A 12366-nucleotide genomic window follows, 5' to 3' on the forward strand; every position below is an offset into this window, starting at 1 on the left:
TAACGGACCGAGAAACGGAAGGTCACTATGAAAGATACGAAGATAGAATGGGCAACGCATACGTTCAACCATATTCGGGGATGCACCAAGATCAGCGAAGGTTGCGCCCACTGTTATGCAGCCGAACTCAGCAAGCGTAACCCTAAAACTCTCGGTATCTGGGGGCCGAATGGAACTCGGGTGTTAGCATCGGAAGCTATGTGGCGGGAACCGATCAAATGGAACCGGGAGTACGAATTGCACTGTCAAGAGATTTGGGAGAATCACGGCCCGACTCTACGCCGTCCCCGCGTCTTTTGCGCGAGTCTTGCCGATGTGTTCGAAGATTGGAAAGGGCCGATAGTCAACAGCAAGGGAGAACAACTTTGGATCAATCACGACAATGGTGAAATAGCAGTTGCCGGTGAGTTCAAGAGGCTAACACCGGAAACGGCGATACTTCGCTACTTGACGATGGACGATGTTCGGCGGCGGTTGTTCGCGTTGATCGACGCTACGCCAAATCTGGATTATTTGTTGTTGACAAAGAGGCCAGAGAATATCCTGCGAATGTGGCCGAACATTGCTACCAGATCAGATCGACAGTTATTGGAAGAAGTTCGAGTTCAGATCACAGGTTTTCCAGACTACGAAATTTCCAATCTCGGAATCGTGTACTCGCTCCGAGGGTCTAACCATTGCTGTTTCTGTGGTGAAAGCATTTCAGGAATTACGCAAAAGAGATACTGCGGACAAAAGTGCCGCCAAGCGTCGCATTATTGCCGATCTAAAGGAATTGCAGATAAATTTGAGTGCGAGGCAAAGCCTTTGAATGGCGATATAGGCGAGGACGGGCACACAAGAGTAACTCTTTATAACGACGGTGAATCGTCAAGGTTTTTAATACATCGACTCGTGTTGACTATGTTCTCAGGTCCATCATCGCCAACAGATCAAGGTAGGCACCTGGATGGAAACCCGAGGAACAATCGTATAGACAATCTTGAATGGGGCTCGCAAAGCAGAAATTGGGATGATAGCAAGAGGCATGGAACGCACCGACGATATAGCAAGTTGTCTCAGATTCAAGTCGACCAAATCAAGAGCGAAGCGAGGATGGGCGAAACTCCTAGTTGCTTAGCTTTGAAGTACGATGTTTCGACAACCCAGATCTATAACATTTTAAGTGGCAAGCAATGGAAGCATCATTTGCCACACAGAAGCAATGTTTTCTTAGGCACGACCGTCGAAAACCAAGAGCAAGCGAACAAACGGATACCGCACTTGCTTGACTGCCGGGATCTATCGCCGGTTTTGTTTCTGAGTTGCGAGCCGTTGTTAGGCAAGGTCGATTTATGGCAGTGGCTTGGGTGCCCAGAGGATGAGGTAATAAAAGACAATCCAGGGTCGAGACTTTTAGAGGCCGGACGACTGGCGTTTGGCTCAACTCCTCAAATCGATTGGATCATAACAGGAGGCGAGTCAGGGCGAGACGCAAGACCAATGCACCCTGATTGGGCTCGATCACTTCGCGATCAATGCCAAGCGGCGGGAGTTGCGTTTCACTTTAAGCAGTGGGGTGAGTGGCATCCATACGCGTCATGCAATTATGCCACAGGTCCCAATCAGTGGCGTCACGGCAAAGTCGCTGGCTTGTCGATGCTTCGCAATGGTTCAATCTGCTTGCAAAATCGAGCGGAATGCCCATCTGACAAGAGCGAGGTAGTCAACGAATTTGCGTTATCCCAGTATCACCGTTTAGGGCTTGAAGCAACTGGCTACCAGTGGATGCATCGTGTCGGCAAGAAAGCCGCAGGACGATTGCTCGATGGGCGAGAATGGAACGAGGTGCCAAACCATGGCTAGGATTCGCACAATCAAACCGGAGTTCCCGCAGTCGGAATCCATGGGCCGAATCAGCCGCGATGCACGACTCTGTTTTGTGCTTATGTGGACGATCGCCGACGATTCGGGGAGGCTTCGCGGAAATTCGCGAATGCTCGCGAGCCTTCTCTTCCCGTACGACGACGACGCGCCGAGCCTTATCGACGGGTGGTTAAAGGAGCTAGAAGAAGAAAAATGTATAGTTCGCTACGTCGCAGATGACCGAGCGTCTTACGTCGAAATTGCGAATTGGCGAGAGCATCAAAAGATCGATAAACCCAGTGTTTCTAAGCTTCCTGGGCCTAATTCGTCTACTCCTCGCGAAGATTCGCGAAGCCTCGAGAATGTTCGCGAAGCCTCGATACCCTCGCGTGCGCGCGCCGACCAAGGACCAAGGACCAAGGACCAAGGAGAGGACCAGGGAGAGGGAGAGGGATCTGCGCCCGCTCACACACCACTCGAGGGGAAGAGCAAAAGCTTTCAGACGGCTTGGAAGCGATGGCGATCTCACCAGCGAGAAAACTTCACCCCACTGACTCCGACCTCGGAGGAGGCTGCCCTGATGGAGCTGGGCCGATGCTTCCCGGACAACGAGCCTGAGCAAGTCAAAGCGATCGAGTTCTCGATTCTGCGAAGGGCCAAGAATCTCATCACGAGCGGCGATCACAACCGAGCCAGAGCCAGCCCCCAGGATCCGAAATCCGGCAAGGCGAAGGGCGAGGAGTTGGTAGCGAAAATGTTCGGGGGTGCGAGATGACCAGAGACGAAGCGATCGAATTTTTGGATGCCGTGTTCGTGGCTTTCCCAGGTGTTCACCAATGGCTTAAAACGGCGTCTCCCAACGTCGAGGCGACCAAGGCTGTTTGGGCCAAGACTCTGGAGCAGATCACGCTAGACGAAGGATTTGGAGTTTTGAGCCGGTGGACGTCGGGAGCTCTGCCCGTACCTACGGGCTACGAGAAGGAACACTTCGTTTTGCACCTCCGCGCCGTGGTCATGCGTGACCGATCGGAAGCCAAGCGGTATGACGTTCGAAACGAGTTCCAGCGGACACATAAACGCGGGCAATCAACGTTCCAGTACGATCCGATCCTCGGGCCGTTTCTCGCAGATGTGATGCGAGTGCACGGGCAGTGGTGCAATGGTACAATTTCGGAATCGGAACGCGATCGAGAGATTATGCGGCTGGAGCGGGAAGCGTTGGGAAAAGTGGGGCAGAAAAAGGCAGGCTGAGAACGATGATGCAACACAGAGAAACGAACCACACGGTTCAAACACGCACAAACATCAATGGCGTTACGGAGAAGTGGCACAAGCCAAATCATCCAGCGTTTCACCCTGCTCAAGTACTTGCCAAACAAGGGCGATTGATCGAGGCAATCGAAGCGGCAGAACGAATAGAGCTCGAAACCTTTGGTACCTCAGGCGAGCAGGAGTTTCGTGTTGTAACCGAGCAGTTCACTATCACCATGAAGCGGTAACCGCACAGCTGACCTTTCGAAACGGAGCTGCTAGAGCGTGGCTTCGTATGCAGCGAACGGAAGCGGTTCGATAAAGAATTCTCATCAAACCTGATGTAGGAAGCCGCCGAGGTTCAAGTACAGGAACGACTGAAATCACGCGGTTGCGGCCAATTGACCTACCATCAGGAAGCACGCGACCCACAACTCGCGTGCTTTTCTTTGTTCGTTGCCGTATTCGAGCCTTTAGGCGTCAAAGTTGAATTCAAATTGTCGATGCGAGCTTGAATCTTGTCGAGACCAAGCCAGATTGCGTCCAATCAAAAGTTCCGTCATTTTTGCATGATGGGTATTCTTCATCGCAACCAATTCCATGTCAAATTTTGAACGCATCGCAAGTTCACGAACACCTTCAGCATCGTCATACGTCATCAAAAATTCACCTTTTAATGTCGCTGCCAGTTCAAACAAGGCGGGATGATCCAAATCGCAATGACGATACAGTCGCGAACCTGCCTTTTTACCTGATGCGGTGTAGGGTGGGTCGATGAAGAAAACTGTGTTTGGAGTGTTCTTGTGTGCGGTAACTACGTCGATTGCATCCCCTTCAATCACGGTGAATCGGTGACGAATCTCCCCGATGGCCGTAATTCGATCGGCTAGCGTTTTTGCGTACCAGCGAGATTTCAGCCCTTTCCCGTTTTCGCCGGATTTCATTAAGCTCGCGCCAGGAGCAAGAATACCACCATGGAACATTCGGTTTTTGATTATCGTACGAAAAGCAATTTCCTCGATGCATTGCGAGTCATCCGCAAGGGTCTGGCGAACATTCTGCTCTGTCACCTCGAATGACAATATTCGATTACGGAGAATTGGATAAAGGTCTGAACAGACGCACTTCCAAACTGCAACAACATCAGGGTCTTTTTCAACAAGAATCACGTGATCTGCGAAATCCTCAAATGCAGCAGTAAGCCCAATTATGCCGCCACCAGCAAATGGTTCGATGAGCAGCTCCGGTTTTCGATCAAGACTCTTCCACCATTTTCTTGCCAACGGGACAAGCCAAGTCTTCCCACCCGGGTAACGAAAGGGGCTTCTCTTCGGAACAGACGCAACGTTTACAATCTTCCTTGTTGTCATTGACCTATCCATCCACGATTTGATCGAGAGTTGGCGCGTCTGGTGGGTTATTGTCCTCTAGTTTTTCGTCGAGTTTGTCTTGTAGTACAGCGATAAACTCGTTTATGTTTCCCGGTTCAGATTTCGTAAGCGTGATAAGCGCAGATTCGAATCCTGTGTAGACGGTCCGAGTTCGTTGCAAGCGGTATGAATTTGATGCTTTGTCGTGTACGAGATCATAGATCAACCATGCCATTTCGGCTTTGGTTGCAGGGACTTCTTTCAGGATGGGAAGTGTTGCGAAGAAATGCGAATCAAGGGCGACAGCCGACTTCTTTCCCCAAGCATGAATAATGCCTCCCTTGTAAAGCAACTGTGGCGCAAGTCGTTTTCGAGAAGACGAAAGGAAGTCTGGATGCGGGTAATTTACTTCGGTTCGCCAATTCATATTGGCGTTTAATTCAGGTGATTCCATGAAGCGTTCAAATGGTCGACGCACATTGCCGGAAATGTAGACCGCCTGGACCTCCAAGGCACCGAAATCCGTTATCTTCCCTCGGTCGTCATATGCGACAAGAACAACATCTATGTTTCCGGCGGAACCGTCGTTTTTATCTCGCAATCTGACTTCCGTCAGGGAAGTCCAAGTCGCATTTGGCTTGAAAAAGAAGCTTGCAGCATCAGTTGCAATCGCCCACTCCTGACGAAACCGGATGGGGCAAGTAATTACCGTCTTCCCGTCATGGAATACGGAGCAGGTCCCAAGTGGGTCGTTTGCCTTGTCTTTTGTGCAGTTGGGTACTTTGTTGTTGAATGGGCAAAGTCTGTTCAATCGGTGTCGCGTAGCGATTTCCGAATGGTTGTTGCACGGAAACCCGAATACCTCTGCTAGAGGGTGGAGGGGCAAAACCGGAGGTTGCGTTGTCTTTGGTTTGGGTGCGTTCTTAGCCATAAGCATGAGTGTACCAAATAGCTCTGCGAAGGTCACTCGCTATTAAAAAGGGCCGAAAACGGGGATTGACACACCGCTTTTGCAACGAACTTGTAATTATCCCGGCTTTTGTACTAGAAAATTCGTTACTGTGGGGTGTTGTCCCCGTAATGTCAACAATTTTGACCCATTTGGCGTCAAACCGGGATAATGATTATCGAGGCACTTATCCCGGTTTGAGCGAAATTAGCCGTATGGCATAATCTGAGACGGGGATTGATCGCCCAAAAGCATGGCTGTACCGAGGTAATCATGGAGCGAACAAGAGATTTACTGGTCGACACGAAGCAAACGGCGATCTTGCTTGGGGTATCCGTACGGACCATCCTGCGATGGAAGCAACTGGGCTGGATGCCCGAACCGGTGATCCAGCTCAAGCGAAAGTGCCTCTGGTCCCGTTCGGAAATTTTCCAAAAATTCCAAAATCGGACAGAGTCGGACAAGTCCCTAGCTACCTGATCTTCCTGCGCGAGGCTGCTGGTATGGTTTTAAGATCCGTTCTTAGGAACCAGACCCTCTTTTCCACTCGCGTGTATGTCCACAAATCAGCTACTAGCCCACAGAATCGCGGCCGATGCGTTTGAGCAATCGAGTTCTCTCGAGGAGTTTCAAGCGATCGTTCGAGAAGACTCGAGAGTCTTCGAAGCGAGCTGTGAACCATCGAGCTTGATCGCATTCTGCGAACGACTCCGCACGGATTGGTTGGAGAAGGGGATCGTAAAACCCACGGCATTGACGTGCCTTACCCAACTCGAAGGAGATGAATTGTGATCCGACTCAGGATGCTTTCCCTTGGTCTAGCTGCTTTTTTTTTGCTGTGCCCTGCGATAACGCAAGCTCAGTTCGGGCTCAAGACTACGCCGGATGTCAAGACGGCTCTTGCCGTCTCCCAGCCACCCAAGGCCTCGGTGCAAAAGTCTTCGGACGTGCCGATCGAGACGGCTCGATCCGAGATCTCGGTCGAGTTGGTCAAAGCTGCGACAGCTGCCCAACGCAAGGGGGACATAACGCGGCTTCAGTTATTGCGAATCAAAGTCGCAATGTTGTCGCCTGCCTTTCGGCAAAAAGTCGAAGATCTTGCCGTCTTGCAAATGGCTGCCTCAGGCGAGGATGGGCCGTTCGAGGTCGATGAGAACGGCGAGATTGTGCGGGAAACGATCAACTGGGAAGGCTTAGCAACCTTCCTGGAAAAGCTCGTTCCTCTCGTGTTGCTGCTCATCAAGGCCTTTGGCGGTTAACGCATTTTTCTTTACTTGACGTCCAACGGGAATCAGATCCACCATGGAAACCGCAGCCCCAATACTTGCCGATTACGAGGAAGCAAACTATAGCCGCAGTCCGCTTGGACCGAGCTCCAGAAGCTGTTGCAAGGTCTCGGTGGGCAACGTCTGTGGTTCGGGTTCTATCGTTGGATCCAGGAACGGAAAGAGCCTGGTTCTCACGAACGCGCACGTGGCGGGAACAACAATAGGCAAGCGGGTCAATTGCCAGTTTCCCTTCCTGGAGAACCGCGTTTTCGGTTCTCGGATCATCATGGCTGCCTACTCGGACAAGATCATGATGGACTGGGCGGTGTTGGAGCTCGATTCCCTGGTCGATCTGCCAGCGGTCAAACTGTCGAACAAGATCGTTGCTGGAGAGCATTACACCGGCGGGTATCCTCGATGCCAAGGTCCGTTCTTTCAACGACTGATCACGAGGCAATTCAGCCACGGTGGGACGGTTTGGAGATGGCAACCGAACAGCATCGGAGGTCAATCGGGATCCGCTGTGCATTCGTTCGTTGATCATCTTCAGAAAGGGTTGCTGACTTGGTCATGGGGCGGCGACGGAGCTGGTCAAACCACTCGATCCATTTGGCTACAGTACTGTAAGCAAGCTGCGATCGGCTATGAAAGGCCTGAGGGACTGATCGAACTCTGTGAACGTGCTGAAGATGTCGAGAACGGATTCTTTTCTGAGACGAACATCACCACGTTACCGATCTGGGCTGAGCTCGATGAGGGAGATGGCGACGGCGATGGTGGAAACGTAGATCCGGATGATCCAAAGAATCCCGAGATCGTTAAGGCGTTTCTGGAATCAGCGGAGCGGTTGAAGAAGGAAGCCGAGTTCCTGATTGAGCGTGCGAAGCGATTCGGGGCGAAACCCGACAAGGATGGAGGAGGTTTTATCGGCGGCGGTGGAAGTGGGACGTTTGGATTGTAGGGCACATTTCAACCTTTTAGATGAGTTAATGGAACAGAAACTGAGGGAAGCGTGCATGAAGTCCTTTTTTACTTACTTATTTGGATCGTGTCCTGTGCAGCGTCCGTGTGTCGCGGATTACGTGACGATCTCAATAACAACATTTGGGTCTATCTGTCTGGCGGGGCAACTAGTGGCTTCTGCAGTTTTGGGATCATTGCTGTTTGGAGTACTTATTCCAACGTCGGCCCTGGTAATCATGCTTTTTGGATTGGCGCTTCGGCGCTTCTTGGGATCCTAGGAAAAGAGCAGGACGCAATCCTTCGTTGGTTGCTGGGAAAGGTTTTTCCAATCGACACCGAATCGAAAGCGAAGAGTGATGGCGATCAATCCTGATGATGACAAAGAGGCCTGGCTCAAAGCGATCTCCGAAGCGGGCGGGATGGTTACCGTTGTTGCTCAGAAGCTCGGATTGGATCGGAAAACCGTAGCCAAGTATCGTGACTCGATCGACTGGATCAAGGAGGCGTTCGATGAAGCGGACTTCAAAACTACCGATCTCGCGCAGATGTGCTTGCAGAGAAAGGTAAGCGAGAACTGGAAAGCGGCTGCTTGGTGGCTGGAACGCAAAGGCAAAGATCGCGGATTCGGTCGCGAGGTGAAGTTCGAAGGCAAGATCGAGACGACTGGCCAGGTCGTTTTGTATTTTCCCGATGATGGCCGGGAAGCGAGGCCTGAAGAATGATTCCAGGGATACGGACAGATGGAGTCGAAATAGGATTTGGAGCAATATACGAAATTCTTCTTCAATGGTCGGGCTCCATCAGTCTTCTGTATCGCAACTCATTAACAACCCGTTCTTTTATTACCTCAATCGGCTAACTGGAATTTCATCAAAACCGCGAAAGAATTGACATAATGAGCTTCCTTACAACTCCATACATCGGCGGTGACTTCTCGAAAGTGCTCGGGATGTTGGCCAGCTCAATGTTTACGCACAGACGAATTGCGTGTTTCGGCGATTCGCGAGAGGACTTTCAAGTCTCATCGGGCGGGAAGCACAGCCAACATCAAATCAACAGGCTTTTGTTCGATGTATTTGGGCCGCCAAGTGAGCTGCCCTTTATACACCATGCCTACTCTGTTGGCTCATCTTCAACCGTGCAAGCATACTGCCAAAACTCTTTGCACCCCTATACGGGTGGCGCAGTAGTAGTTAGTAATTTGCTCCCCCCACGTTATCCTTACGCCCGTACTCACACTAGTCAGCATTCGCCTTTAGTACAATTGCTGCCTTGGGGCATAAGTAGAGCAGATACTCCTGCTCACGTGAATGAGAATGGTGTACTGCAATTCGACCCAAATAGAAACGATTTAGTCTGCGATGTTCTGTTGAAGAAGAATACTTCAGGACCCTCAGAAATCGGGTGGATTTACAATCCGACTACAACTACTACGCAAGCTATTTTTGCTGCCACTGCGTCTAGCGGTGCCTCTTCAGGCTTGAATCTGAACTCAGATAATACCAGCGTTTTGAAATGGACATCCCCGGCACTAGCGTATAACGCTAGTGCTCCATACGCTCAATTCAAAGTCTTAGGTCGCAACTCAAGCAATACGGAAACCGTAGCTGATGGACACGTGTGGGGGATGCGATATCGACATTCGACTTTGAGCCGTGGCGTGAGCTATACCTCGTTTGCGGTAGGTGGTTCGAGGTGGAACGATTGGCTCTCAGCAATTGCTGGCACAACAAGCAGTCCTGTGACTGATTTTGGAAGTGCCTCTGCCGCATTTGCATTAATGGGGCCTTGGCACATCACTAGGTTGGCCGGAGGAGTGAATGACTATTCAGGTAACACTTTGGACCAAATCGAACAGAACACTCGCAACTTCATCGCTGCATGGAGGACAATGTTGGGTGATCCGAATCATCTAATTGTGTTAGAAGCCCCCTACATGCGGGAGAATTGGCCGTCTGTTAACTACACGAGCATAATTTCGGGAATTGCAGCCCGTTACTTCAACATTGCAGAGGATACAGATAATGTCGCCTTTTTCAACGTCGCCCGAGCGATGTTCGACGAAGGGTACACTGCCGCAATTAACCCCTGGTCACCCGACGCTATTCACTTGACACAGTTCGGGGATTATTTGAAAGCAAAAATCGTTGTTGACTTTCTTACTGGACAAAGCAAGTACTACGATAAGTACCCTGATGCTACGTCGATTGCTAAAGCAACACTGGCGGCATTTACTAATGACCCGACTCAAATTGAGGCTCGCATTAATTCATCTATATCAGCAACACAGTCGACGATTTCCGCCAGCCAGACGACACAAACCGCAATTAAGGAAGGTACCCGCGCAGGTATAGCAGGCAGATGGGTCAATGCGGGAACCGGTGCTAATTACGACGATATCAGCATTGGAGATATACCTTAATGGGGGCATTTCGAATTGTCTTTGGTGGGGGCGCGACCCTGGATAATCAAGAATCCATTTTAGAGCTTCTCAATCAGATAATTGCCACAAAGGATGGAATTGTAGTCCTACCCGTTTTGAGCTCGGTCGATCGACGGGCGATCGATGGAGTGATCGAGTTGTTCGTTGGGGAGACGCAACCGGTAACGATCAACGTATTCGATGCCAATCACAATCCCGTGAACATCGAGGCTCTCGAGCTACTTTTGCGGATCGAAAGTACTGATCGAAGCTTTGTGGTTGAATACCCACAATCGGAACTTGTCGTTTCCGAAAATGCGGTTGCCTTCGTTCCCACGGCGGAGCTAACCGAGAAGGCCACTCAATATCGGTTCGGTTTGCGTTCACTTCCCAATAAGACTCGGATCGCATCCGGCAAGGTCGATGTTCGCTATGCACCATGATCGCCGCTCCACAAAAGCCACCCGTTAAACGCATCGAACCGCAGGCCGGACCGCAGCTTGAGGCCTTCAAAAGCAAAGCTGACATTCTGATCTATGGCGGACAGGCCGGAGGTGGAAAGAGCTGGTTCCTGGTTCACGAACCCCTAAGACGCGTTCACAACGCTGGATTCCGCGGTGGGATCTTTCGTCGCACGTATCCTCAGCTCAAAGGGCAAGGGGGCGTTTGGGACGAATGCCAAGAGATGTATCGAGCTCTCGGGGCTCGGATGCGAGAAGGGCAGGAGCTCGACGCGACGTTCCCAAGCGGTGCGAACATCTCGTTTCTGCACTTGCAGCATGAGAAGACCAAATACGAATACCAGGGGCATCAATTCGCATATCTGGGATTCGATGAGCTCACGCACTTTACCGAGACTCAGTTCTTCTACATGCTCTCGAGAAACCGCTCCACATGCGGGATCCGTCCCTACGTTCGCGCGACGTGCAATCCTGAACCAGGGTGGTTAGCCGATTTTCTTGCATGGTGGATCGACGACAAGACCGGTTTGGCGATTCCAGAGCGGAGCGGAGTACTACGCTACTTCATCCGCGATGCGGAGGAGAAACTCCACTGGGCCGATACGAAGGAGGAGCTGCTCGAGCTATTCCCAGACTATCAAGCCGATGACATCCTGAGCGTGACGTTTATTTCCGCTTCGCTGGATGACAATCCCGCACTGACCAAGAAGGATCCAGGCTATCGGGCTCGTTTGCTCAGTCTGTCGAAGATTGAACGCGATCGACTCCTCGGAGGGAACTGGAAAGTGGCCGAGGGCTCCAAGATTGATGAGTCTTGGATCCGCTACTACCACATCAAGAACAACTGTTTCGAGTTCTCGTTTCAACGTCGACTCTACCAGATGCCGTTCGCGGTGACTCGGAGGATTGCGACCATCGACACGGCGGGGACGTCGAAGGAGATTGCGGCGAAGAAGCGAGGAAAGAAGCCTTCTTGGTCCGTTTGTCAGATATGGGACATTTGCCAGCGATGGGCGATCGCTCAGGACAATCGGCAAGTGATCTTGAGCGAGTTTATGTTCCTGCAATACGTTTGGCGCAAGCAGGTCGATTGGGGCTTGTTGAAAGTCGAAATCGACGAGACATTAGGATCTTGGAACGTCCAGAAAGCGTACGTCGAAAATGCTCACTTCGGTGCCGCGTTAATCCTGGAAATTCGTTCGTGTCAATCGGAGTTGATTGGTCCCGTGTTGCCTGGGATGGGTGACCATGGCGAAGGAGCCAAACTAGAGCGAGCCATCGCTTCTGGAATGCTTTCGCGTTTCGAGCAGGGCAAGATATTCATTCCCGTTTTGGACGCTGAGAATGAGTACTGGTTGAAGCCTTTATTGTCGGAGTTCCGAGGATGGACCGGAGATCCCGAGGATGAGGCCGATTTAATTGATACGACGAGTTATGCGACTTACGTTAGCAAGATCTCCACGGGTACGTGGGGCGGACCTCTTCCAGCGAAAAAGGTGAGATAATGAGTAAATCACAGCGAGCCGAACTGACGGATCTGAACACCGACAAAGATGATCCCTTTCTCCATTTGTCGACGGTAGCCGATGCTTTGGGCCGATCGCCTCAAACGATTGGACGATGGGTGGTCGACGGATGCTTGCCGTCGGTCACCATGCCCAACGGGATGCGGAAGATTCGCAAATCCCAGTTGGTGCAATGGCTGGAGGTGACGAGGTTCGGCGAGGATGATGGGGCGCTGGAGAAGGCGCTGGAGCTGGTTGAGGGGTAGGATACCGCCCTCTTTTCGCGGAATCCTTAACCGACACGTGAAATAGCTAAGGTCAAAATTAATTGG

16 protein-coding genes are annotated in these 12366 nt (G+C 51.3%); 14 read left to right on the top strand and 2 right to left on the bottom strand.

What is annotated here, in order from left to right; genetic code table 11:
- The first annotated feature begins 27 nt into the window (after positions 1-27).
- Genes SH449x_RS20455 through SH449x_RS20470 form a run of 4 tightly spaced genes read left to right on the top strand, consistent with a single transcriptional unit; the run spans position 28 to position 3344 of the window.
- Positions 28-1845, top strand: a complete 1818-nt coding sequence (locus SH449x_RS20455) for a DUF5131 family protein (protein ID WP_482377933.1) — start codon at positions 28-30, stop codon at positions 1843-1845.
- Entirely contained in the window at positions 1838-2620 is a 783-nt protein-coding gene (locus SH449x_RS20460) for a hypothetical protein (RefSeq protein WP_482377934.1), read from the top strand. Before SH449x_RS20455 ends, SH449x_RS20460 begins: the two co-directional genes overlap by 8 nt.
- Positions 2617-3096 (top strand): hypothetical protein, encoded by a 480-nt coding sequence (locus SH449x_RS20465; RefSeq protein ID WP_482377935.1) that lies wholly within the window; start codon positions 2617-2619, stop codon positions 3094-3096. Before SH449x_RS20460 ends, SH449x_RS20465 begins: the two co-directional genes overlap by 4 nt.
- A gap of 5 nt (positions 3097-3101) precedes the next feature.
- The gene (locus SH449x_RS20470; RefSeq protein WP_482377936.1) at positions 3102-3344 is read left to right on the top strand and encodes a hypothetical protein; all 243 of its coding nucleotides are present in this window, start codon (positions 3102-3104) and stop codon (positions 3342-3344) included.
- A gap of 225 nt (positions 3345-3569) precedes the next feature.
- Here the strand turns inward: SH449x_RS20470 and SH449x_RS20475 are convergent, their stop codons facing one another.
- Both SH449x_RS20475 and SH449x_RS20480 read right to left on the bottom strand, forming a co-directional pair.
- Positions 3570-4466, bottom strand: coding sequence for a DNA adenine methylase (locus SH449x_RS20475; protein WP_482377937.1), 897 nt, complete (start codon positions 4464-4466; stop codon positions 3570-3572).
- Between the two features lie 4 nt (positions 4467-4470).
- Positions 4471-5397, bottom strand: coding sequence for a NotI family restriction endonuclease (locus SH449x_RS20480; protein ID WP_482377938.1), 927 nt, complete (start codon positions 5395-5397; stop codon positions 4471-4473).
- 291 nt (positions 5398-5688) lie between these two features.
- On the opposite strand from SH449x_RS20480, the gene SH449x_RS20485 reads away from it, so the two are divergent.
- The 10 genes from SH449x_RS20485 (at position 5689) to SH449x_RS20530 (ending at position 12300) form a co-directional block, all read left to right on the top strand.
- Positions 5689-5895: a helix-turn-helix transcriptional regulator gene (locus SH449x_RS20485; RefSeq protein ID WP_482377939.1), complete on the top strand. Its 207-nt coding sequence runs from the start codon at positions 5689-5691 to the stop codon at positions 5893-5895.
- A gap of 75 nt (positions 5896-5970) precedes the next feature.
- The gene (locus SH449x_RS20490) at positions 5971-6207 is read left to right on the top strand and encodes a hypothetical protein (RefSeq protein WP_482377940.1); all 237 of its coding nucleotides are present in this window, start codon (positions 5971-5973) and stop codon (positions 6205-6207) included.
- Positions 6204-6674: a hypothetical protein gene (locus tag SH449x_RS20495; RefSeq protein ID WP_482377941.1), complete on the top strand. Its 471-nt coding sequence runs from the start codon at positions 6204-6206 to the stop codon at positions 6672-6674. The genes SH449x_RS20490 and SH449x_RS20495 overlap by 4 nt, the downstream gene beginning before the upstream one ends.
- Positions 6675-6717: 43 nt before the next feature.
- On the top strand, positions 6718-7644 hold the full coding sequence (locus tag SH449x_RS20500) for a trypsin-like peptidase domain-containing protein (protein ID WP_482377942.1): 927 nt from the start codon (positions 6718-6720) through the stop codon (positions 7642-7644).
- A 51-nt stretch (positions 7645-7695) separates the two neighbouring features.
- A complete protein-coding gene (locus tag SH449x_RS20505) occupies positions 7696-8019 on the top strand; it encodes a hypothetical protein (protein ID WP_482377943.1) in 324 nt (107 codons plus the stop codon).
- Positions 8003-8368: a hypothetical protein gene (locus tag SH449x_RS20510; protein ID WP_482377944.1), complete on the top strand. Its 366-nt coding sequence runs from the start codon at positions 8003-8005 to the stop codon at positions 8366-8368. Before SH449x_RS20505 ends, SH449x_RS20510 begins: the two co-directional genes overlap by 17 nt.
- Positions 8369-8541: 173 nt before the next feature.
- Entirely contained in the window at positions 8542-10068 is a 1527-nt protein-coding gene (locus tag SH449x_RS20515; protein ID WP_482377945.1) for a hypothetical protein, read from the top strand.
- A complete protein-coding gene (locus SH449x_RS20520; protein ID WP_482377946.1) occupies positions 10068-10511 on the top strand; it encodes a hypothetical protein in 444 nt (147 codons plus the stop codon). Before SH449x_RS20515 ends, SH449x_RS20520 begins: the two co-directional genes overlap by 1 nt.
- Entirely contained in the window at positions 10508-12034 is a 1527-nt protein-coding gene (locus SH449x_RS20525) for a terminase large subunit domain-containing protein (RefSeq protein ID WP_482377947.1), read from the top strand. Before SH449x_RS20520 ends, SH449x_RS20525 begins: the two co-directional genes overlap by 4 nt.
- Positions 12034-12300 carry a helix-turn-helix domain-containing protein gene (locus SH449x_RS20530; RefSeq protein ID WP_482377948.1) on the top strand — a complete coding sequence of 89 codons (267 nt, stop codon included), beginning with the start codon at positions 12034-12036 and terminating at the stop codon, positions 12298-12300. Before SH449x_RS20525 ends, SH449x_RS20530 begins: the two co-directional genes overlap by 1 nt.
- The last annotated feature ends 66 nt before the right edge of the window (positions 12301-12366 follow it).

Source organism: Brakhagea baltica (assembly GCF_052161605.1).
Taxonomy (GTDB): domain Bacteria; phylum Planctomycetota; class Planctomycetia; order Pirellulales; family Pirellulaceae; genus JBKCUI01.